Origin of the sequence: Brachybacterium nesterenkovii (assembly GCF_900163655.1) — a bacterium.
GTDB classification, from domain to species: Bacteria; Actinomycetota; Actinomycetes; order Actinomycetales; family Dermabacteraceae; genus Brachybacterium; species Brachybacterium nesterenkovii.
In genome coordinates, this window is sequence record NZ_FWFG01000068.1 from 73,000 (window position 1) to 93,946 (window position 20,947).

General features: G+C 73.2%; 20 protein-coding genes and 1 pseudogene. 18 read left to right on the plus strand and 3 right to left on the minus strand.

What is annotated here, in order from left to right; genetic code table 11:
- The first annotated feature begins 89 nt into the window (after positions 1–89).
- Entirely contained in the window at positions 90–1,319 is a 1,230-nt protein-coding gene (locus tag FM110_RS07990; RefSeq protein ID WP_143276327.1) for a ThiF family adenylyltransferase, read from the plus strand.
- On the opposite strand, the pseudogene FM110_RS14285 reads toward FM110_RS07990, so the two are convergent.
- Positions 1,231–1,440 (minus strand): annotated as a pseudogene (locus FM110_RS14285) (hypothetical protein); the annotation flags it as partial. The gene FM110_RS07990 and the pseudogene FM110_RS14285 sit on opposite strands and share 89 nt — an antisense overlap.
- Positions 1,437–2,537 carry a GTP 3',8-cyclase MoaA gene (moaA, locus tag FM110_RS08000; protein ID WP_087104237.1) on the minus strand — a complete coding sequence of 367 codons (1,101 nt, stop codon included), beginning with the start codon at positions 2,535–2,537 and terminating at the stop codon, positions 1,437–1,439. The gene moaA and the pseudogene FM110_RS14285, both read right to left, overlap by 4 nt.
- A 213-nt stretch (positions 2,538–2,750) precedes the next feature.
- On the opposite strand from moaA, the gene FM110_RS08005 reads away from it, so the two are divergent.
- The 15 genes from FM110_RS08005 to FM110_RS08075 all read left to right on the plus strand — a co-directional run bounded on the left by FM110_RS08005 (position 2,751) and on the right by FM110_RS08075 (position 17,580).
- A complete protein-coding gene (locus FM110_RS08005) occupies positions 2,751–3,995 on the plus strand; it encodes a molybdopterin molybdotransferase MoeA (protein ID WP_087104238.1) in 1,245 nt (414 codons plus the stop codon).
- Positions 3,996–4,002: 7 nt separating this feature from the next.
- Positions 4,003–4,566: a cyclic pyranopterin monophosphate synthase MoaC gene (gene moaC, locus FM110_RS08010; protein ID WP_087104239.1), complete on the plus strand. Its 564-nt coding sequence runs from the start codon at positions 4,003–4,005 to the stop codon at positions 4,564–4,566.
- Entirely contained in the window at positions 4,566–5,093 is a 528-nt protein-coding gene (locus FM110_RS08015; protein WP_087104240.1) for a MogA/MoaB family molybdenum cofactor biosynthesis protein, read from the plus strand. Before moaC ends, FM110_RS08015 begins: the two co-directional genes overlap by 1 nt.
- Entirely contained in the window at positions 5,090–5,575 is a 486-nt protein-coding gene (locus FM110_RS08020; protein ID WP_087104241.1) for a molybdenum cofactor biosynthesis protein MoaE, read from the plus strand. Before FM110_RS08015 ends, FM110_RS08020 begins: the two co-directional genes overlap by 4 nt.
- Complete coding sequence (locus FM110_RS08025) at positions 5,572–6,291, plus strand: GAP family protein (RefSeq protein ID WP_087104242.1); 720 nt, start codon at positions 5,572–5,574, stop codon at positions 6,289–6,291. The genes FM110_RS08020 and FM110_RS08025 overlap by 4 nt, the downstream gene beginning before the upstream one ends.
- A gap of 10 nt (positions 6,292–6,301) precedes the next feature.
- Positions 6,302–7,201 carry a metallophosphoesterase family protein gene (locus FM110_RS08030; protein ID WP_087104243.1) on the plus strand — a complete coding sequence of 300 codons (900 nt, stop codon included), beginning with the start codon at positions 6,302–6,304 and terminating at the stop codon, positions 7,199–7,201.
- A gap of 71 nt (positions 7,202–7,272) precedes the next feature.
- A complete protein-coding gene (locus tag FM110_RS08035) occupies positions 7,273–8,709 on the plus strand; it encodes a hypothetical protein (protein ID WP_143276331.1) in 1,437 nt (478 codons plus the stop codon).
- A 178-nt stretch (positions 8,710–8,887) separates the two neighbouring features.
- A complete protein-coding gene (gene groES / locus FM110_RS08040) occupies positions 8,888–9,184 on the plus strand; it encodes a co-chaperone GroES (RefSeq protein WP_087104245.1) in 297 nt (98 codons plus the stop codon).
- A gap of 13 nt (positions 9,185–9,197) precedes the next feature.
- The gene (groL, locus tag FM110_RS08045; protein ID WP_087104246.1) at positions 9,198–10,784 is read left to right on the plus strand and encodes a chaperonin GroEL; all 1,587 of its coding nucleotides are present in this window, start codon (positions 9,198–9,200) and stop codon (positions 10,782–10,784) included.
- Positions 10,785–11,131: 347 nt separating this feature from the next.
- Positions 11,132–11,830 carry a hypothetical protein gene (locus FM110_RS08050; protein WP_143276332.1) on the plus strand — a complete coding sequence of 233 codons (699 nt, stop codon included), beginning with the start codon at positions 11,132–11,134 and terminating at the stop codon, positions 11,828–11,830.
- Complete coding sequence (locus FM110_RS08055) at positions 11,827–12,978, plus strand: pseudouridine synthase (protein WP_234992060.1); 1,152 nt, start codon at positions 11,827–11,829, stop codon at positions 12,976–12,978. Before FM110_RS08050 ends, FM110_RS08055 begins: the two co-directional genes overlap by 4 nt.
- Entirely contained in the window at positions 12,975–13,778 is an 804-nt protein-coding gene (locus tag FM110_RS08060) for a hypothetical protein (RefSeq protein WP_087104248.1), read from the plus strand. The genes FM110_RS08055 and FM110_RS08060 overlap by 4 nt, the downstream gene beginning before the upstream one ends.
- Positions 13,779–13,787: 9 nt before the next feature.
- A complete protein-coding gene (locus tag FM110_RS08065; RefSeq protein WP_087104249.1) occupies positions 13,788–15,080 on the plus strand; it encodes a threonine/serine exporter family protein in 1,293 nt (430 codons plus the stop codon).
- A 100-nt stretch (positions 15,081–15,180) separates the two neighbouring features.
- The gene (gene guaB / locus FM110_RS08070) at positions 15,181–16,677 is read left to right on the plus strand and encodes an IMP dehydrogenase (protein WP_087104329.1); all 1,497 of its coding nucleotides are present in this window, start codon (positions 15,181–15,183) and stop codon (positions 16,675–16,677) included.
- A gap of 45 nt (positions 16,678–16,722) precedes the next feature.
- Complete coding sequence (locus FM110_RS08075; protein WP_087104250.1) at positions 16,723–17,580, plus strand: hypothetical protein; 858 nt, start codon at positions 16,723–16,725, stop codon at positions 17,578–17,580.
- Positions 17,581–17,625: 45 nt separating this feature from the next.
- On the opposite strand, the gene FM110_RS08080 is transcribed toward FM110_RS08075, so the two are convergent.
- A complete protein-coding gene (locus tag FM110_RS08080) occupies positions 17,626–18,669 on the minus strand; it encodes a WXG100 family type VII secretion target (protein ID WP_143276333.1) in 1,044 nt (347 codons plus the stop codon).
- A 176-nt stretch (positions 18,670–18,845) separates the two neighbouring features.
- Here FM110_RS08080 and FM110_RS08085 point away from each other — a divergent pair, with 176 nt between their 5' ends.
- Positions 18,846–19,355 carry a PH domain-containing protein gene (locus FM110_RS08085; RefSeq protein WP_159458016.1) on the plus strand — a complete coding sequence of 170 codons (510 nt, stop codon included), beginning with the start codon at positions 18,846–18,848 and terminating at the stop codon, positions 19,353–19,355.
- Positions 19,356–19,483: 128 nt separating this feature from the next.
- Entirely contained in the window at positions 19,484–20,893 is a 1,410-nt protein-coding gene (locus FM110_RS08090) for an NAD-dependent succinate-semialdehyde dehydrogenase (protein ID WP_200810198.1), read from the plus strand.
- The last annotated feature ends 54 nt before the right edge of the window (positions 20,894–20,947 follow it).

Below are 20,947 nucleotides of genomic sequence, written 5' to 3' on the forward strand. Positions count from 1 at the left end.
GACGGGGCGGGAGGAGACTCCCGCCCCGTTCCGCGTCCGCGCGGCCGACGCGCAGGACCTCCGTCGTATCCCCAGCCAGGAGCCGCCCGATGTCCGATCGCTACGCCCGCCAGCTGCGCCTGCCCGGTTTCGGCCCCGAGCAGCAGCGGCGCCTCGGCGGCGCCCGCATCGCCGTGATCGGCGCCGGTGCCCTGGGCTCGCCCGCGCTCGAGTACCTCACGGCCGCGGGCGCCGGGCGCGCCGAGCTCGGCGGGTGCATCACGGTCATCGACCCCGACGTCGTGGACCGCACCAATCTGCAGCGCCAGGTGATCCACTCCGATGCCGCCGTGGGCACGCTGAAGGTGGAGTCGGCGGCCGCGCGGATGCGGGCCATCGACCCGGACGTCGAGGTGCGCCCCATCGCCGGGGCCCTCACGGTGGACACCGCGCTCGACCTGCTGACCGGCCACGACATCGTGCTCGACGGCACCGACAACTTCCCCGCCCGCTACCTCGCCTCCGACGCCTGCGAGATCCTCGGCCTGCCCGTCGTGTGGGGCTCGATCCTGTCGTACGCCGGGCAGGTGTCCCTGTTCGATGCCGACGGCGGGTATGGCGTCACCTACCGCGACGTGCATCCGGTGCCGCCGCGCCCCGGGGAGGTGCCCAACTGCGCCGAGGCCGGGGTGCTGGGCATGCTGCCCGGGATCATCGGCTCGACCATGGCGCTCGAGGCCGTCAAGCACCTCTGCGGCCTGGGCCGCACCCTGCAGGGGCGGGTGCTGCTGCTCGACGCGCTCGAGATGCGCTGGTCCGAGCTGCCCGTGGCCCGCGACCCGCGCCGCGCGCCCGTCACCGAGCTCGAGAACCTGACGATCACCTGCGGCCTGCCCGGGGTGGAGCTCGCCTCGGCGGGTGGCGCCGATGCCGAGAGCGCGGCCATGGACGGGGGAGCGGACGTGACCATCGACCAGCTCCCCGCGCTGCGCGAGCGCGGCGTGCGCCTCATCGACATCCGCGAGGACCAGGAGGTCGCCGACGGCATGCTCGCGGGCGCCGAGCACATCCCCACCGGCACCCTGCTGGCCGACCCGGACGCCGCCGGGGACCTCGAGGGCGCGGTGCTCTACTGCGCGGCCGGGCGGCGCTCCGACGCGGCGCGCACGGCGCTCGCGGCGCGCGGCATCAGCCGCCCGCGAAGGGCGGCAGCACGTCCAGGCGGTCGCCGTGGCCCAGCTCGCGCTCGCGGTCGGGGGTCGCGACCGAGTTCACCAGCACGCTCGAACGGGCCAGCACGCGCCGGCCCTCCTCGTCCGTGCGCTCGCCGAGCGCCGTGATCGCCTCGGCCACCGTGCGCGCGGGCACCGCGGTCTCCTCCTCGCCGATCGCCGCGGCCGCCGCGGCGAACAGCCGCACCGGGATCAGCGGGGCGCCGGCCTCGTCCTGCATCATCGTCATCCTCCGATCGCGCTCATGGGGCGCTCGGGCGGCGTGAAAACCGCCGTGTCCATGCCGTGCCCGGCGGGCTTGCCCCACTGGGCGGCCCGCCAGATATCGGCGATCTCCTCATCGCTCGCGCCGCCCCGCAGGGCGGTGCGCAGATCCGTCTCCTCATGGCTGAACAGGCACGTGCGCACGCGGCCCTCGGCGGTCAGGCGGGTGCGGCGGCAGTCCGCGCAGAACGGCTCGGTGACCGAGGCGATCGTGCCCACGCGCCCCCGGTGCTCGCCGCTGGCGCGATCGGCCACGTCGAACAGCTCGGCCGGGGCTCCGGCCCTCTCGACCGCAGCGGGCGTCAGCACGAAGCGCTCGGAGAGGATCTCCCGCATCCCGGCGGCCGTGACCATATGGTCGCGGTCCCAGATGCGGTCGGCGTCCAGCGGCATCTGCTCGATCACGCGCAGCTCGAGACCGCGGTCCAGGCACCAGGACAGGAGGTCCGGCAGCTCGTGGTCGTTGACGCCCGGCAGCAGCACCGCGTTGATCTTCACCGGGGAGAGCCCTGCCGCGAGGGCGCCGTCGATGCCCGCGAGCACGCGGTGCAGCAGCGGGCGGCGGGTCATGGTCTCGAAGGTCTCGGCCACCACGGTGTCGAGTGAGACGTTGATGCGGTCCAGGCCGGCCTCGGCCAGTGCGGCGGCGCGGGCGTCCAGGCCGATCGCGTTGGTGGTCAGGGCGATGTTCGGGCGCGGGTCCAGGGCCGCGACGCCCGCGATGATCTCCGCGAGGTCCGGGCGGGTCAGCGGCTCGCCGCCGGTGAAGCGCACCTGGTCCACGCCGAAGGACTCGACGCCGATGCGCACCAGGCGCACGATCTCCTCGCGGCTCAGCAGCTGCTCGCCCCGCAGGAACGTCATCCCCGAGGCCGGCATGCAGTAGGTGCAGCGGAGGTTGCAGAAGTCCGTGAGGGAGATGCGCAGGTCCGTGGCGCTGCGGCCGTAGCGGTCGATGAGGCCGGGTGCGTCGGGGCGGTCGGAGGTGTCCGGCAGCTGAGGAGCGGCCGGATCGGTGCGGCGGGGCACGGGCATGCCCAGCGACACGGAGCGCGGTGCCATGCGGTCCCCTTCAGGTCGGAGGCGGGGTCTCGCAGGGTCCCGGTGCCGCAGGCGGCGGTGCGGCCGTGAGCCCGGCGATGCCGACCCAGGATAGTCGGCGCGTCTGACAGCGGGAGCACCGCGACGACGGCCGCGTACTGGCGGCGGCGAGCGGGAGGCGCGGGATACTGGACGCTCAGCCCGCCCGCCCGTCGTCCTTCGGAGGAGCCCCGCATGGCCCACGATCACGCCTCCTCGCCGTCGACGCGCGTGCCGCTGGCCGATCACCAGGCCGACGTCGCCGCCCTGCTCACGCCCCTGCTGCGCAGCGAGCGACGGGCCCTGGGTCCCGAGCTCGTCGGGCGCATCGCCGCCGCCGAGCGCCGCGCCGTGATCGACGTGCCCAGCGCTGACAACTCGCAGATGGACGGCTTCGCCCTCGCGTGCGCGGATCTCGGCGCGGCAGGAGAGGAGCGGACCCTGCCCGTCGGCACCGCGATCCCCGCCGGGGCGGCGCCGTCGCCGCATGAGCCGGGCACGGCGCAGCCGATCATGACGGGCGCCCCGCTGCCGGACGGGGCCGACCTCGTCGTCCCCGTCGAGGAGGCCGTGACCGGCGGCTTCGACACGGCTGAGGTGACCTTGCGCCCCGTTGACGTCGCCGCCGGACGGTTCGTGCGCCCCCGCGGCTCCGACACCCGGGAGGGCGATACGGTCCTGCGAGCGGGGGACCGCCTCACCCCGGCCCGCATCGCCCACCTCGCCTCCGTCGGCGTCCGCGACGTCGAGGTGCTCGCGCCCGTCCGCACCGCCGTGCTGTCCACCGGCAGCGAGGTCGCCGGCTGTGACGAGACCCTTCCCGACGGCGGCGCCTTCGACGCCAACGGGCCCGGTCTGGCCGCCGCGCTCGCCGACGCCGGGGCCGACGTCGTGGCCGTCGGCCGCGTCCCCGACGACCCCGCCGCCCTCCATGCGCGCCTGGCGGAGCTGGCCGCGGACGGCATCGAGCTGCTCGTGACCAGCGGCGGCGTCAGCAAGGGCGCCTATGAGGTGGTCAAGCTCGCCGCCGAGCTCCCGGGCATCGAGCTCACGTTCCTGAGCGTCGCGATGCAGCCCGGCGGCCCCCAGGGCATCGGCACCGCGACCGTCGACGGGCACCGCATCGCCTGGGTCGCCCTGCCCGGCAACCCCGTATCGTCCCTGCTGTCGTGCGAGCTGCTGCTACGGCCCGCGCTCGGCGCCCCCGCCCGCACCCGTCTGCGCCTGCCCGTCCGCGTCGAGTCCGATGAGCCCTCGCCCGTCGCCCTCGAGCAGTTCCGGCGCGCGCGCCTGCTGCCCGGCGGCGAGGTGCGCCTCGCGGGCGGGCCCTCGTCCCACCTGCTCGGCGCGCTCGCCGTCGCCGACGCCCTCGTGATCGTCCCCGTCGGCGTCGACGCCGTCCGCGACGGCGACACGCTGACGACCATCGTCCTGAGCTGAGGAGCCCATGCCCGAGATGACCCCCGCCGAGAACGCGCCTGTCCCCGACACGCTCACCCACGTGCGCGCCGACGGCAGCGCCCACATGGTCGACGTGACCGACAAGCCCGTGACCTCCCGCAGCGCGAGCGCCCGCGCCGTGCTGCGCACCCGCGAGGACGTGATCGCGCGCCTCGTGGCCGATGACCTGCCCAAGGGCGAGGCCCTCGCCGTCTCCCGGCTCGCCGGGATCATGGGGGCCAAGCGCACGAGCGACCTCATCCCGCTGTGCCATCCGCTGCCGCTGACCGGGGTCGAGCTCGACCTCGACGCCCACGACGACGTCGTCGAGATCACCGCCCGGGTGCGGACCGCCGGCCTCACGGGCGTCGAGATGGAGGCCCTCACCGCTGCGACGGTGTGCGCGCTGACCGTGTTCGACATGATCAAGGCCGTGGACCACCTGGCCGTGATCGAGGACGTGCGCGTGCTCGCGAAGTCCGGCGGCAAGAGCGGCGACTGGGACCGCGACGTCGCCGCGGGCGCGAAGGGCGCCGCCAGCGCGAACGGCGCCGCGGGGGAGCCGTCCTGATGCTCACCGCCCGCATCCTCATCGCCTCCACCCGCGCCGCCCGCGGCGAGTACGCCGACCGCACGGGACCCGTCCTGCGCGACTGGCTCGCCTCCCGCGGCTTCGACGTGCCGGCCCCGATCGTCGTCGCCGACGGGCACGAGGTCGGGCGAGCGCTGCGCCGGGCGCTGGGGGAGGAGCCCGATGTGCTCATCACCTCCGGCGGCACCGGCATCACGCCCACGGACTCGACGCCCGAGCAGACCGCGCCCCACCTCACGTGCGAGCTGCCCGGGATCATCGACGCGATCCGCCGTCGCGGTGAGGCCGCCGCGCCCTCGGCGATCCTCTCGCGCGGTGTCGCCGGGATGGCCGGACGCACCTTCGTGGTGAACCTCCCCGGCTCGACGGGCGGCGTGCGCGACGGCATCGCCGTGCTCGACCCGGTCCTCGACCACGTCCTCGATCAGCGCGACGGCGGCGGCCACGCGGCCGACCCGCACCCGACACCCGACACCCCTCACGACCCGCAGGAGCCCACCGCATGACCCGGCCCGAACCCGCCGACCTCCGCGTCCCCGGCGACCCCGCGATGGGCGCGGCCGTCGACCGCGTCGCCTACGCCGCCGTCACCACCGATGAGGTGTCCGTGCAGCGCATGTCCTCCCTCGTGCAGGATCCCCGCTGCGGCGCCCTCGTCACCTTCGACGGCGTCGTGCGCGACCACGACGAGGGCAAGGGCGTGCTGCTGCTCGACTACTCCGCGCACCCCAGCGCCCAGGCCGTGATCGAGGAGGTCGCCGCCGAGATCGCCGAGCGCTACGCCGACGCGATCCTCGCGCTGGCCCACCGGTACGGCCCCCTCACGGTCGGCGAGAGCGCGCTCGTGTGCGCCGTCGCCGCCCCGCACCGCAAGCTCGCCTTCGCCGCCTGCGACGACCTCGTCGACACCGTCAAGAAGCGCCTGCCGATCTGGAAGCACCAGCGCTTCGACGACGGCACCGACGAATGGGTCGGGGCGCTCGGGTGACCGATGCCCTCCGCCTGGGCGGCGCCTGCCTGAGCCTGCTGGGTCTCGGGCTCGCGATGGGCACGAGCCCGTCGACCTACGCGATCGTCCTGCGCCTGCTCGAGTCCGCACGACGCCCCGCGGCCTCCGTGCGCCTTCTCCTGCTGGGCGTGGCGCTCGGCGCCGTCGCGCTCCTCCTCGTCTTCCGCGTCGTCGACCCGGCGACCATCACCGCGCCGATCGAGGATCGGGCCGTCGCCCTCCTCGTGCGCCGCGGTGTCGACCTGCTCGCCGGCCTCGTGCTCCTCGTCGCCGCCGCGGTCGAGCTGCGACGCTCCCGCGGGCCCCGCCGTCCGCCGCAGCCTCCGGCGGACGCCCACCGACGCTCCCCGCGGCGCCTCGTCGCCCTCGGCTTCGCCGATTCCGTGATCGGCGTGAGCGGCATGGCCATGATGTACGTGACGGGTCGGGTCATCGCCTCGACCAGCCGCGACCCGCTCGTCGACGCAGGGCTGCTCGCCGTCTTCCTCGCGGCCGTCGTCGGCCCCTACCTGCTGCTGTCCTGGGCCTGGGAGAGGTTCCCCGGATTCGCCCGCGCCATGACCCGGCTGCTCGACCGCCTCGCCGCGATCGATCTGCGCCCCGTGCTGGTGCTCGCCCTGGCGATCGCCGGGATCGTTTTTTTCGCCCTGGGGGTCTGGGGCCACGGCGCCCTCGGGGAGCTGCCGCGACGCTAGGTTGGATCGCATGCGGATCCTGCATCTGACCGACACGCACCTGTTCGCCGATCCCGCCGCCCGCCACTACGACCGCATCGACACCGCCGCCGCGCTCGAGCGCGTGCTGGAGCGCCTCGCCGACATCGCCGCCGATCGTCCCGTCGACCTCGTCCTGCACACCGGGGACGCCTCCGAGGACGCGAGCGAGGACAGCTACCGGCGCCTGCACGCGATGCTCGATCCCGTCGCCGCCGCGCTCGGCGCCGAGCTGCTCGTGGTGATGGGCAACCACGACTCCTCGGCCGCGTACGCCACGGTCGCGGGTCCGGGGGACCACGGCGGCCCGTGGCAGGACCGCGCCCGCATGCTGGCCAACGCCTGGCGCGCCGTCGTCCTCGACTCCTCCGTGCCCGGTGCCGGATACGGGCGCCTGGATGCCGCACAGCTCGCCTGGCTGCGCGAGGTGCTCGCCGAGCCCGCCGAGCACGGCACCGTCCTGGCGATCCATCATCCGCCGCTCACCGCCGCGACACCCCTGCTGCGGGCCCTCGACCTCCAGGACCGCGACGCGCTCGCCGACGCGATCGTGGGCACCGACGTCCGCCTGATCTGCTCCGGGCACTACCACCACCCGATGACCGGAGCGCTCGCGGGCGTGCCCGTGCACGTCGCCCCGGGCGTCACCAACGTCATGGACCCGCTGTGCGGCGGCGGCCGTGAGCAGGCGCGGGCGCTGTCGGGCGCGAGCGTCATCGACCTGAGCGATACCGGTGATGATGCCGATGCATCCGCGGTGCCCGTCATCACCACCGCCGTCTGGCCCAACGCCGGAGACGTGCTCGGCGACGGGGAGGTGCCCGTCTACGACTTCTCGCCGCAGCAGGTGGCCGCGATCATCGCCGCCAGCGTCCCCGACGGGGCCGTATGAGGCTCGGCCTCTTGGGACGGCGTGCGGGGTCGGAGGACGAGGACGGGGAGGAAGCGCTCTGGACCGCGTTCGTGGAGCAGAGCGACAGCGTCGTCGCGGGGCTCTCCTGGATCGAGGACCCGACGTTCGTCTGGGTGGCCGCCGGGCAGCTGCTGAACGCTCTCGGCGTGCTCCCCGAGACCATCCGGCCGCTCGGCCAGCTGCGACCGCTCCTGGACGAGGTGAGGGCCCTCGAGGGCGGAGAGGATCCGGACGGCGAGCTCATCCCGCTCGCACCGGAGCGCGTGCAGGACATGGTCGATCGGGCGGTGCCGATCGTCGTGCCGCTGCTCCGGGAGGTCCTCGAGAGCCTGCGCGCCCGGCGCATCCGCACGGAACTCGTGGGCCTGGATGCCGAGAAGCTCAGGCGGTCGCTCGATCGGCTCGAGGCGTTCTACCGCGACGGGGCCTGGCGCACGATGGACGCTGACGAGATCGCGGCCCAGCTCGAGCTGCTCCTGGCGGACCCCGCCGTCGAGCCCGCGGCGCCGAGCACCGGCGAGCTGAGGCGGATCGTCGGCGTGCTCCGGGACATGCCCCGCCCCACCCTCCAGCGGATCACGAAGGTCACGAGCGCCCCCGCGCTCATGGCCCTCGTGGGCGGGGGTCTCGCGATGCTGCGCGACGGCGAGGGGAGCTCGGACGGGAGCGGGTCGGAGGACCCGGACTCGGGAGAGGGGTCGACCGAGCCGCGGCCGACGGGATGGCGCTCGTGGAAGAAGTCCTGGGGGCACGGGCGCTTCCTCATCGAGCGGTCGGGCGGCCTCGGCCCGCTGCCCGTGATCCGCCTCGTGCCCGACGGCGTCGAGATCGATCTGATGGGGTTGAGCACGAGCGAGCGCGATCACCTGGCGCGCGAGGTGGAGCGCGACGCGGTGGGCGAGACGGCCCGTGCGGACGAACCCGTCGCCGGACCCCCGCGGCACGGGGCGACCGATGCCCCGGCGCGCCTCCAGGTCGACGACCTCGGGATCCTGGTATCCGCACTGCTCGTGCTCGGCGTCGTCGCCCGCCTGGTCGTCACCTTCGTCCCGTCGCTCGGCGGCCTCTCGGACGTGGTGCGCGACGCCCTTCCCGTCCCGGCGTCATGGATCTTCCCGTGGGCGCCGCCCGCGGCGCTGGCGGTGTCGATCGTGCGCGCCCGCTGCGCGGCGCTCCCGCGCCCCGAGGCCCGGCGCAGGCCGAGCCTCGCCATCCTCGCCCTGCTCCTGCTGGCCGGCGGGACGCTCGGTGCCCTGGCGACCGACCTCAGCCATGTGTGGTGGAGGACCTACCTGCCGTCCGAGTCCGCCCCGATCGCCCGCGCAGCCCTCGTCCTCGTCTGCCTGCTGCTCGCGGGCCTCGCCCATGCGATCGGCGTCGCGATCGGTCGCCGCGCGGATCGGCGCGCGGATCGCCGCGGCCAGCGGGGCGGGGAGCGCGGCAGGGGTCCGGATCAGCCCTCGGTGAACGGCGTGACGGTCGATTAGCACTCGCCTTGCACGAGTGCCAGAGACGGTCCTACAGTGGCCCGTGTTGGCAGTCGACGGCACAGAGTGCCAGATGCTGCCGCGCAGGACCCCACCGGTCGGCACCGCGACGACGATCGGCATCCGGTCCGCCCCACCGAACTCAATCGAGTCCACCGAACACGAAGGAGTGAGCCGCATGTCGGTCTCCATCAAGCCCCTCGAGGATCGCGTCGTCATCCAGGTCGTCGAGGCGGAGCAGACCACCGCCTCCGGCCTGGTCATCCCGGACACCGCCAAGGAGAAGCCCCAGGAGGGCGAGGTCGTCGCCGTCGGCGAGGGCCGCTTCGACGACAAGGGCCAGCGCATCCCCATGGACGTCAAGCTCGGCGACAAGGTCGTGTTCTCCAAGTATGGCGGCACCGAGCTGTCCTACGGCGGCCAGGACTACCTGATCCTCGGCTCGCGCGACATCCTCGCCGTCATCGAGAAGTGACGGACTGATACCTATGGCCAAAGAGATCATCTACGACGAGGACGCGCGCCGCGCCCTCGAGCGGGGCGTCGACCGCCTTGCGAACACCGTGAAGGTGACGCTCGGCCCCATGGGCCGCAACGTCGTCCTCGACAAGAAGTGGGGCGCCCCCACCATCACCAACGACGGCGTGACCATCGCGCGCGAGATCGAGCTCGAGGACTCCTACGAGAACCTCGGCGCCCAGCTCGCCAAGGAGGTCGCGACCAAGACCAACGACGTCGCGGGCGACGGCACCACCACCGCCACCGTCCTGGCCCAGGCCCTCGTCCACGAGGGGCTGCGCAACGTCGCCTCGGGCGCGGCCCCGGTCGGCCTCAAGCGCGGCATGGAGGCGGCCGTCGAGGCCGTGTCCGAGAAGCTCGGCGAGATCGCAATCGACATCGACACCAAGGAGCAGATCGCGGCCGTCGCCGCCGTCTCCTCCCAGGACCGCGAGATCGGCGAGCTGCTGGCCGAGGCCTTCGACAAGGTCGGCAAGGACGGCGTCATCACCGTCGAGGACTCCTCGACGGCCGACACCTCTCTCGACTTCACCGAGGGCATGCAGTTCGACAAGGGCTTCATCTCGCCCTACTTCGTGACCGACGCGGACCGCCAGGAGGCCGTCCTCGAGGACACGTACGTGCTGCTCAACCAGGGCAAGATCTCGTCCGTCCAGGACCTGCTGCCGATCCTCGAGAAGGTCATCGAGTCCGGCAAGCCGCTCATGATCATCGCCGAGGACATCGACGGCGAGGCCCTGTCGACCCTCGTGGTCAACAAGATCCGCGGCACCTTCAAGGGCGCGGCCGTCAAGGCTCCCGCCTTCGGCGACCGCCGCAAGGCCATGCTGCAGGACATCGCGGTGCTCACCGGCGCCCAGGTCGTCACCCCCGACCTCGGCCTGGACCTCAAGACCGTGGGCCTCGAGGTCCTCGGCACCGCGCACCGCATCGTCGTCACCAAGGACTCGACCACCATCGTGGGCGGCGCCGGCGACGACGAGGCCGTGTCCGACCGCGTCGCGCAGATCCGCTCCGAGATCGCGGCGACCGACTCCGACTGGGACCGCGAGAAGCTCCAGGAGCGCCTCGCGAAGCTGTCGGGCGGCGTCTCCGTGATCAAGGTCGGCGCGCACACCGAGGTCGAGGCCAAGGAGAAGAAGATGCGCATCGAGGACGCGGTCTCCGCGACCCGTGCAGCCATCGAGGAGGGCATCGTGGCCGGTGGCGGCTCCGCCATCGTCCAGGCGGCCTCCGTGCTCTCCGACGACCTCGGCAGGTCCGGCGACGAGGCCATCGGCGTGCGCGCCGTGGCCAAGGCCGTCGTCGAGCCGCTGCGCTGGATCGCCGAGAACGCGGGCTACGAGGGCTACGTCGTGGTCGAGAAGGTCAAGGAGGCACAGGTCGGCACCGGCCTGAACGCGGCCACCGGCGAGTACGTCGACATGGTCGACGCCGGGATCATCGACCCCGTCAAGGTCACCCGCAGCGCCCTGCGCAACGCGGCCTCGATCGCGGCCCTCGTGCTGACCACCGAGACCCTCGTGGTCGACAAGAAGGACGAGGAGGAGGACTGATCCTCCTCTGAGGCCGGGAGCGCCCGGCCTCCCTCGCACTGCCCGCGGCGCCCCCGCTCCGGCTTCGGCCAGGGCGGGGGCGCCGTCGTCGGTCCCCACCGGTGGATGAGCATCGAACGTCAGGTTCCGACTCATTCCAGCGCGCATCTGAGTCGCAGCATGGTGCTCGACGGGGATGTGGCTGCCCAGGGCGCATCTGAGTCGCAGCATGGCGCTCGACGGGGGCGTGGCTGCCCAGGGCGCAGACGAGGCTCGACCGTGCGGACGGACGGCCCCAGGGATGCCCTCCGCCCCCGCCTAGGATGGAGGAGCGCATCGCGGAGCACGCGGCGCAGGAGGAGGACGCGTTGCCCACGCCCGCGCACGGCCCCGACCGGGTGGATCCCGGCGAGCCCACGCGCGTGTACGGGCCGATGCGCTCCGCCGTGATCGCGGCCGTCATCGCCATGATCACCGGCGTGATCGTCCTGGAGTTTCTGGTGCTGACGACCTTCGCCGGCAAGCGCCTGTGGAGCGACCCCCGCATGTTCCACGACCTCTGGTTCACCGCGCCGATCGCGATCTGGCTGCTCCTCGCGGCCCTCGGCGTGCTCGTGCTGGTGCGGGTCGTGACCTCCTGGCTGCGGATCGACGAGGACGGCTTCTCCCTGAACGGCCTCGTGCGCCGGACGACCACCCTGCGCTGGAGCGACGTGGACTGCATCGTGGCCGTCCGCGACATCACCCGTCGTCCCACGGGCACCACCGACATCCGCGATCGCCAGGCTCTCGTCGAGGGGCTCTACGTGCTCGATGCGAGCGGCCGCAGCCGCGTCTCGCTCTCGGGTCGGCTGTTCGGGGCCGCCGCCCAGCACGCCCTGCTCGAACGGGCGCGTCTCGCCGGCGTCGGGGTCGAGGTCTACGACCAGCTGACGCCCCGTGACCTGCGCCGTCGCGTCCGTCGCGGGCTCGCGCTCACGGAGCTGCACCCGGGACTCGTGATCGCGGTCGTCGTGCTCGGCTACATCGCCCACAACGTGCTCGCGTTCCTCGCATGGGGGCTGTGAGCACGGCCCCGGCGGCGGGTGCGGGGGCGAGCGCGGCCCCGGCGATGGGCGCGGGGGCGAGCGCGGCCCCGGCGATGGGCGCAGGACGGGCCGCGCGCGCCTCGGCCCGGCGCCGCGCGATCGTGCCCCCGCTGCCGCAGCGCGAAGGGCTGGACCCCGTGCGCCTGCGCGTGGATGCCGCGCTGCTGCGCGAGGCGGGTGCGGTCCATGCGGACGCGGTTGATTCTGGTGCGGTCGATGCGAACGGGGATGCCGAGGTGTGCGTACCGACCGTCGCGAACGTCCTCCTGCACCGCTTCCCGCCGCTGGCCGATCCGGCCGCGACGGACCTCGGTGAGCGTCTGGCCCGGGGCGACATGCTCCGTGCGGACGGCACTGCCTGGAGCGCCGACGACCGGCCCCGCGCGGGCGAGGAGATCTGGTTCCACCGCGAGCTCGCCCCCGAGGACGTCGAGGATGTCGAGCTGCCGATCCTCCTGCACGACGAGCACCTGCTGGTGATCGACAAGCCCGCGGGGATGGCGACCACGCCGCGCGGGACGCATGTCCTCGCGAGCGCCTTGGTGCGCCTGCGCCGCGCCACCGGGATCGCGGGTCTCGTGCCCCTGCACCGCCTGGACCGCCGCACCGCCGGAGTGCTGGCCTTCGGCGTCCGCCCCGAGGAGCGCTCCGCCTACCAGCAGCTGTTCGCCCGTGGCGAGGTCGCCAAGGAGTACCGGGCCCGTGTGGCCGTCGGCGGCGTCGTTCCCAGCACACAGCGGCCCTGGCTGCCGCGGCCAGGGGAGCGGCGCACGCTCGCCACCCGCCTCGTGCGCGAGCGCGGGGACCTGCGCACCCGCACCGTCCCCGGCGAGCCCAACGCCGTCACGGACATCGAGGTGCTCGGCGTCTCCGGCGGTCAGGCGCTGCTCGCGCTGCATCCGCGCACCGGGCGCACCCACCAGCTGCGCGCCCAGCTCGCCGATCTCGGCACCCCGATCCTGGGCGACGACCTGTACCCGCGCGTCCGTCCCGAGGCCGAGAGCGGGGGAGACCTCCAGCTGCTCGCCCTCGCCCTCGCCTTCACCGACCCGGTGACCGGGCAGGAGCGCGCGCTCCGGTCCGGTCGGCGGATGGACCTCGGGACACCGACGGGGAGCGCGTCATGACCGACGATAAGCCCCAGCCACAGCCCGAGCCACAGCCCCCGTCTGCCTCCCCGCCCGCGCCGCAGCCGCGCCGCACCCGCCGCGGCGAGATCCTCGTCGGCCCCTCGGTCCTGTCCCGTTGGGGCCCGCTGGCCGGAATCGGCCTGCCGATCATCTCCCTCATCCTCGCCCCGCTGGGCACCGCCGGTCTGCAGCAGCTGCTCCTGATCGACGGCATCCGCACCCTCGCGCCGTCCTGGCTGCTCGCCTCCACCTGGGCCCAGGGCGTCCTCGCCTACCTCGCGCTGTGGGCGCTGCTGGCAGGGTGGGCGCTCGTCCCCATGGCGCTGACCCGACGCATCGTCCTGCTCGACCCGGCCGAGGGCACGGTGCGCCGGCGCCGCGGCCCCGGACGGCCCTCGCCCGCCCGCCCCGTCGCCGACGTCGTCTGGGCCGTCGGGGACGCGGACCGCGACGCGAGCGCCCTCATCGGCCTCTACCCCGGGGGACCGGATGCCGCCGCGGCCGCGCACGCCGACGCCGAGGACGTCGAGCAGTGGGGCGTCGGGCACATCGGCTGGGACGACGCCGCCTTCGACGGCCTGCGCGCCCTGCAGGACGCCGCGGGCCTCGCCCCCGCGCCCCCGCGGCCCGTCCTCGTGGCCCGTGAGCGGCGCGAACGCCACGCCGCGGCCAACCGCGAGCTGGCCCGCCGCGTCGGGATGCCCTGGCGCGAGGAGTACGCCGATGACCGCGCCGCCTTCCAGCGCGACTTCGACCGCGCCCGCCGCGTGCTCGGCGGCAGGGAGCCGGGGCGCTAGCCTCAGAGCATGCACCGCGAGCCGGACCCCGCCACCGCCACCAGCCCGATCGGCGTCCCCGACTCCCTCACGGTGCGCTCGGAGGCCGCCGCGGCCGTCGGCGCGGCGCTCCTCGCGGGCGGCATGGCCTCCTTCCGCGTGAAGACGGCCATGGCGATCGTCGCCAAGGCCCTGGGCCTGGACTCCTTCATCTCGATCGTCTCGTTCACCGACATCACGGCAACGGCCACGCTCAACGGCCGCTACCGCACCCGCATCACCCAGCCCGACCACGTCGGCGTCAACGTCGACCACATCGCCCGCATCCACCGCATGGTCGAGATGCTTCCCGAACGGGTCGACGCGACGGAGATCTTCGAGCGCCTCGTCATGATCGCCGCCCGGCCCCCGCTCTACGGCGCCGTCGTCAACGCGCTCGCGGCGGGTCTCGCCTGCGCCGCGTTCTCCTTCCTCAACCACGGCGGCCTCGTCGAGATGGCCTGCGTGCTCCTCGCGGCGACCATCGGCCAGGCCCTCCGCCGCGTCCTGCAGCACCGGCACTGGAACCACCTGCTGGTCACGGTCATCGCCGCGACCCTCACCAGCGCCGTGTACGCGCTCGCCGTCGGCATCCCCACCGCGCTCGGCGCCCTGGGGCCCGGCCACCAGGGCGGCTACCTCGCGGCCGTCCTGTTCCTCGTGCCCGGCTTCCCGATGATCACCGGCATCCTCGACATCGTCCGCTCCGACTTCAGCGCCGGCATCGCCCGCCTCACGTACTCGGCGATGATCGTGCTGGCCGCGGCGGCCTCCGTCTGGACCGTCGGCGTCGTCGCCGGGCTCGAGCCCGCCGCCTCGTCCGCGACCACCATGCCCTTCCCCCTCGAGCTCGCCCTGCGGGCGGTCGCGACCTTCGTCGGCGTGCTCGGCTTCGCGATCATCTTCAACTCGCCGCTGAAGATCGCCCTCGGCGCCGCCGGGGTCTCGCTCGTCGCCAACTCCCTGCGCTTCACGATGACCCACACCGGCGCCCCGGCGCAGCTCGCGACCCTCGGGGCCACCGTCCTCGTCGGCCTCCTCGCCTACCTGGTGGCGCGGCGCACCCACATCCCGCGCACCACCATCTCGGTGCCCGCGGTCGTCATCATGATCCCCGGCTTCACGCTGTACACGGCCTTCGCGCTCATGAACTCGGGCGATATGAACGGCGCGCTCATGCTCGCCCAGGAGGCCCTGCAGGTGATCCTCGCGGCGGGCTTCGGCCTCGCGCTCGCCCACCTCGCGACCTCCTCGACCTGGCGCCGGGTGGCCCAGCCCCGCTGACAGCCCGCGCCTCCCGCCGTGCGCGCACGCGGAGACGCCGTGCGCGATGCCTCACGGTCGCGGCTCCCTCCGGCCCCTCGCATCCGACTACCATCGACGCATGAGCGCGGATCCCTTCGGTTTTGTCGGCCTGACCTATGACGATGTCCTGCTCCTGCCGGGGGAGACGGACGTGATCCCCTCGGAGGTGGACACGACCGCGCGTCTGACCCGCGAGATCTCCCTGCGCATCCCCCTGGCCTCGGCCGCGATGGACACCGTCACCGAGTCCCGCATGGCCATCGCGATGGCCCGCCACGGCGGCATCGGGATCCTGCACCGCAACCTCTCGATCGAGGACCAGGCCCATCAGGTCGACCTCGTCAAACGCACCCAGACCGGTCGCATCACCAACCCCGTGACGATCACCGCCGACGCCACGCTCGAGGACTTCGACTCCCTGTGCGGCCAGTTCCGCGTCTCCGGCCTGCCCGTGGTCGATGCCGACAACCGTCTGCAGGGCATCTGCACCAACCGCGACCTGCGCTTCATCCCCGTGGCCGAATGGGCCACGACCCGCGTCGGCGACGTCATGACCACCGAGCTGTTCACCGCGCCGGAGGACGTCACCCCCGAGGAGGCGACCTCGCTGCTGCGCCGCAACAAGCGCGAGCGCCTGCCGCTAGTCGACGCCGAGGGCCGCCTCACCGGCCTCATCACCGTCAAGGACTTCGTGAAGTCCGAGCAGTTCCCGCACGCCTCGAAGGACGGCCAGGGCCGTCTGCTGGTGGGCGCGGGCGTCGGCTTCTTCGGCGACTCCCTCGAGCGCGCGGGCGCCCTGCGCGACGCGGGCGCGGACGTGCTCGTCGTCGACACCGCCAACGGCCACGCGCGCCTGGCGCTCGAGATGATCCGCACCCTCAAGAAGGACCCCGGGTTCCGCGAGGTCCAGATCATCGGCGGCAACGTCGCCACGCAGGCGGGCGCCCAGGCCCTCGTCGACGCGGGCGCGGACGCCGTGAAGGTGGGCGTGGGCCCCGGCTCGATCTGCACCACCCGCGTGGTCGCCGGCGTCGGCGTCCCGCAGGTCACCGCGATCCACGAGGCCTCCAAGGCCTGCGGCCCCGCGGGCGTCCCGCTGATCGGCGACGGCGGCCTGCAGTACTCGGGCGACATCGCCAAGGCCCTCGTCGCGGGCGCCGACACCGTCATGGTCGGCTCCTTGCTCGCGGGCACCGAGGAGTCGCCCGGCGAGGTCGTCCTCGTCAACGGCAAGCAGTACAAGTCCTACCGCGGCATGGGCTCGCTCGGCGCGATGGCCTCCCGCGGCAAGAAGTCCTTCTCGAAGGACCGCTACTTCCAGGCGGACGTCACCAGCGACGACAAGATCGTCCCCGAGGGCATCGAGGGGCGCGTCGCCTACCGCGGCCCGCTGGGCAGCGTGATCCACCAGCTCACCGGCGGCCTGCACCAGTCCATGTTCTACGTCGGCGCGCAGACCGTGCCGGAGCTCAAGGACAGGGGCCGCTTCGTGCGCATCACCGCGGCCGGTCTCAAGGAGTCCCACCCGCACGATCTCGCCGCGATCATGGAGGCGCCGAACTACTCGGCGCGGTGACCCGGGGCGGCTCCGACGGGTGGGCATCGTCACTAGCATGAGGGCATGACCGCCGCCGAGCACGTCCCCGATCGCCCCGACCTGCCCGGTGCCGAGCGCGCCGTCGCCGCCGCCGGAGCGCTGGCCCGGCACGGGCGCGAGCGCGCAGCGATGCTGTGCTCCCTCACGGACGAGCAGCTCGAGGCGCTGCTCGGCTCGGAGCAGCCAGACGGCTTGCGGACGCCCTGGCTCGATGACCCCGGTCGTCGCGTGCACGCTGGCCTGCTGCGCGCGAGCGCCGTCCGTGCACTCGTCGCCCAGGGGGCGCTGGCGCCCGAGGCCGTCGTCGCACGGATCGAGGAGCGCGACGTCGACGGCGATCCCCGGCGCGTCGTCCCGTCCATGCTCGTGCTCGGGGTGCTGGCGCGCCGCGCCCTGTCGCCCCGCACGATCACCGTGCACGAACCGACGGCGCCCCGCGGTGGTGCCGTGGTCGTCCACGTCGATGCCGACGGGACGCTCATGACGGAGCAGATCTCACCGGAGGGCATCCACCACTTCCAGATGTGTCCGCCCGACGCCGTCGCGGACCTCCTCCTGCTGGAGCTGTGCGCGCCTCGAGGCGTCGAGGAGCTCGTGGGGATCGACGGCACCTGCGCGACGGGGACAGGCGCTGTCGACGAGATCCTGGCGCGCCAGGATGTCGCGGCGCATATCGCCCCCGACACGCGTGAGCTGGCGATCGACCTGGCGGAGAAGGGCGTGGACGAGATCGAGCGCATCGGCATCAGGATCGGGCGCGATGCAGCCCTCGTGATGCGGCCGGAGGAGGGCGAGGGGAGCGATCCGGCACGCGTCGAAGCCGTCCTAACCGGCAGCGGAGGGCTGACCGCGCTCGTGCGAGAGATCGTCGGCGCGAGCTGAGGCACGACGGCCGCTGCGCTGAGGCCCTGTCCCGGGCCGCAGGGATCAGCCGGGCAGGATGGAGCGGATGACGTCGTTGACGCCCTTGGCCTTCTCCTCCAGCCCCGGCCACCAGTGCTCGGCGCCGTAGGACACGACGTCCTGGACGCCGTCGAGGGCGGGGTCGATCGGGAGGACGCTGCGGACGGCGCGGGTGCCTGCGCCGTAGATGTCCTCAGCGCCGTCGAGCACGCTCTGCGTGGTCTCGTGGATCGGCAGGTCGATGCCGGTCACGGCCTCGATCCCATGATCGATGCTCCAGGACGGCATCTCCAGCAGGAACCGGCTCGTGGAGCCGTTGCCGGGGCCTCCGTCGAGACCTGCCGTCTGGGCGAGCATCGTCAGACCGGACCAGCCGGCATCGAGAGCACCGGTGACGAGGCTGCCCACCGTGCCGACGGCCACCGCGGGGGGAACCCCGGAGTTCTGGAGCGCCGTGAAGGCGATATCCGCTCCGTTGACGCTGGCCGTGACGAGGCCATCGGCTGTGTTGTACAGCTCGCCGTCCTGGAAGGACTGGGCCGCGTCGTACAGACCGGTGGACAACGAGACGAAGTCCAATGCGGCATTGACGGCGTCGGGGGCCCCGATGCCGACGAGCCCGGCCACATCGGAGATGACGCTGACGCCGTTCCACGCCATCGAGCCGAGGTAGCCGGACTCGGGCCCGCCCAGGAGATCGCCCCAGAAGCCGTCGCTCGAGCGGTCGCGCTGCGGGGGGATCGGAGGCCTCGGCGGGACGGGCGGAGTCGGCAGCGGGGGAGTCCGATCGGGGCCGGTCGACCCCTCGCCATCGGTGTCCGAGGTCGTGTCCTGCTCCTCCGCCTCCTGCTGGAGCATCTGCGCCAGCTCGCTGATCCGCTGGACGGTCTGCGGTGCGCGGGAGTCGAGCACCCGATGCGCTCGCGCGCGGAACGCATCGGCATCGGGGCCGGTCCATGCGATGCCGTCGACCGCGCCGCGCAGAGCGGTGCGCAGCGCGTCGATCTCCTGCGCCCGCTGCGCCATGGTCGTCGCCGTCTCACGGAGCTGCTGCGTGTCTGCGCCCAAGAACGTCACGGTGGAAACCCCTGTCATGGTTCGTCGGAGATGGGAGGATCGTAGATCGGGTCCGGCCCGATCGCAGTGGGGAGAACTCCCCATGGCCGGACCAGCGGCCGAGGGCCGGATAGCATTCCGCTGGATCCGCCCTGTCGATCCCTGTCGTCATGAGGAGCGCTGCCCGCATGCTCGAGACGCCCGTCGTCCTGTACCGCGCTCCGCGGGTCACGCCCGCGCTGATCGGGATCGGTGCGGTCTCCCTGGTCCTGGGACCGGGCGTGCTGCTCCTGGGTCTCGTGCTGATCTCGGGCGAGCGAGGGATGCTCATCCCGCTCGTGCTGGCCGTGCTCCTGCTGGTCGGCTCCTGCGCTCTGCTGTGGGTCGTGGGGCGTCCGCTGCTGGAGGTGACGGCCTCGGGCGTCACCGTGCGCAACGGTGCCATCGCACGCCGCTGCGACTGGGGCGACGTCGCGCGGATCGATGTCGATCGCCGTCGCCGGACGTGCGGCCGCGTGATCGTCCGCCTCGTCGACGGGGAGTCGCTCCCCGTCCTCGCCTCTGATCCGCGCTGGTCGATCCTGCGCGGCGAGGGCGTGCCGAGCCTCGATCCCGAGCGCTCGATCCCGTACCTGCGGACCGTCGACGCGCATCGTCGCTGGCTCGCGACGCGCACTGCACCCGGCCGCGTCGACTGACAGGCGCCGGTGCCTTCCTCGCTCCCAGGGGCCGGGACTATGGTGAGAGGTGTCGTGTGAGGCCCCTCACGTCCACTGATCGGCCCCACGGACAGTGGATCCCGCGCGCTCGACGAGGAGGCGCGGCCGTGCAGAAGGAGCTGATCATGGGATACGCGACCACCAACCCGTACACCGGCGAGACCGTCAAGACCTTCGACACCGCGACCGAGGCGGAGATCGACGCCGCGATCGCCAAGGCCGATGAGGCCTTCCAGACCTGGCGGGACACGCCGCTGGCCGAGCGCCTGCCGGTGCTGGCCAAGGCCGCCGACCTGCTCGAGGCCGACGTCCGCGGCTACGCCGAGACCCTCACCCTCGAGATGGGCAAGCTCATCGGCGAGGCCGAGCTCGAGGTCAAGCTGTGCGTGGGCATCCTGCGCTACTACGTCGAGAACGCGGAGGCGCAGCTGGCCCCGCGCACGCTGTCCGTCCCCGGCTACGGCGAGGGCGATCTCCAGGTCGTCAAGGAGCCCCAGGGCGTCCTGTTCGCGGTCGAGCCGTGGAACTTCCCCTACTACCAGGTGATCCGCATCGGCGCCCCGCAGTTCGCGGCCGGCAACTCGATCGTCCTCAAGCACGCCTCGAACGTGCCGCAGTGGGCGCTGAAGATGGAGGCGCTGTTCCGCGAGGCGGGCGCCCCCGAGGGCCTGCTGGTCAACGTGTTCGCCTCCCATGACGCGGCCGAGCAGATCCTCGCCGACCCCCGCGTGCGCGGCGTCGCGCTCACGGGCTCCGAAGGCGCGGGCGCGGTGATCGCCTCGATCGCCGGGAAGAACCTCAAGAAGTCCACGCTCGAGCTGGGCGGCGCGGACGCGTTCATCGTCCTCGAGGATGCCGAGATCGACAAGACGGTCGACTGGGCGGTGTTCGGGCGCCACTGGAACGGCGGCCAGGTGTGCTGCTCGTCCAAGCGCATGATCATCGTCGATGCCGTGTACGACGAGTTCGTCGAGAAGTACAGGGCGAAGGTCAAGGACCTCAAGCCCGGCGACCCGATGGACCCGGCCACGACGCTGGCGCCGCTGTCCTCGCAGAGCGCGGCCGATCAGCTGCGCGAGCAGGTCGAGGCCGCCCGTGCCGCGGGCGTCACGGTCGAGGACGCGGGCGTCGAGGTGCCCTCGCAGGGCTCTTTCTTCCGGCCGACGATCATGTCCGACATCGAGGTGGGCTCCGAGACCGCGAACTCCGAGTTCTTCGGCCCCGTCTCGAGCCTGTTCCGCGCGAAGGACGAGGAGGACGCGATCCGCATCGCCAACTCCTCGCCGTACGGCCTCGGCGGCTCGGTGTTCACCTCCGACCACAAGCGCGGCAAGAGGATCGCCCGCCGCCTCGACACCGGCATGGTCTACATCAACCACCCCACGGCCGTGTACCCGGACGTCCCCTTCGGCGGCGTCAAGCGCTCCGGCTACGGACGCGAGCTGATCGACCTCGGCCTGCTCGAGTTCGTCAACGAGAAGGTCGTCGGCGTCTCCGACATCGACGGCCCGTTCTGATCCGCTGATCCGGGCGGCCGCCTCGCGCGGCGCCGTCTCCTGACGCGAGCGCCC

Coding starts and splice junctions, on each gene's coding strand:
- FM110_RS07990 (WP_143276327.1), top strand. CDS start 90: ATGTCCGATCGCTACGCCCGCCAGCTGCGCCTGCCCGGTTTCGGCCCC.
- moaA (WP_087104237.1), bottom strand. CDS start 2,537: ATGGCACCGCGCTCCGTGTCGCTGGGCATGCCCGTGCCCCGCCGCACC.
- FM110_RS08005 (WP_087104238.1), top strand. CDS start 2,751: ATGGCCCACGATCACGCCTCCTCGCCGTCGACGCGCGTGCCGCTGGCC.
- moaC (WP_087104239.1), top strand. CDS start 4,003: ATGCCCGAGATGACCCCCGCCGAGAACGCGCCTGTCCCCGACACGCTC.
- FM110_RS08015 (WP_087104240.1), top strand. CDS start 4,566: ATGCTCACCGCCCGCATCCTCATCGCCTCCACCCGCGCCGCCCGCGGC.
- FM110_RS08020 (WP_087104241.1), top strand. CDS start 5,090: ATGACCCGGCCCGAACCCGCCGACCTCCGCGTCCCCGGCGACCCCGCG.
- FM110_RS08030 (WP_087104243.1), top strand. CDS start 6,302: ATGCGGATCCTGCATCTGACCGACACGCACCTGTTCGCCGATCCCGCC.
- groES (WP_087104245.1), top strand. CDS start 8,888: ATGTCGGTCTCCATCAAGCCCCTCGAGGATCGCGTCGTCATCCAGGTC.
- groL (WP_087104246.1), top strand. CDS start 9,198: ATGGCCAAAGAGATCATCTACGACGAGGACGCGCGCCGCGCCCTCGAG.
- FM110_RS08060 (WP_087104248.1), top strand. CDS start 12,975: ATGACCGACGATAAGCCCCAGCCACAGCCCGAGCCACAGCCCCCGTCT.
- FM110_RS08065 (WP_087104249.1), top strand. CDS start 13,788: ATGCACCGCGAGCCGGACCCCGCCACCGCCACCAGCCCGATCGGCGTC.
- guaB (WP_087104329.1), top strand. CDS start 15,181: ATGAGCGCGGATCCCTTCGGTTTTGTCGGCCTGACCTATGACGATGTC.
- FM110_RS08075 (WP_087104250.1), top strand. CDS start 16,723: ATGACCGCCGCCGAGCACGTCCCCGATCGCCCCGACCTGCCCGGTGCC.
- FM110_RS08085 (WP_159458016.1), top strand. CDS start 18,846: ATGCTCGAGACGCCCGTCGTCCTGTACCGCGCTCCGCGGGTCACGCCC.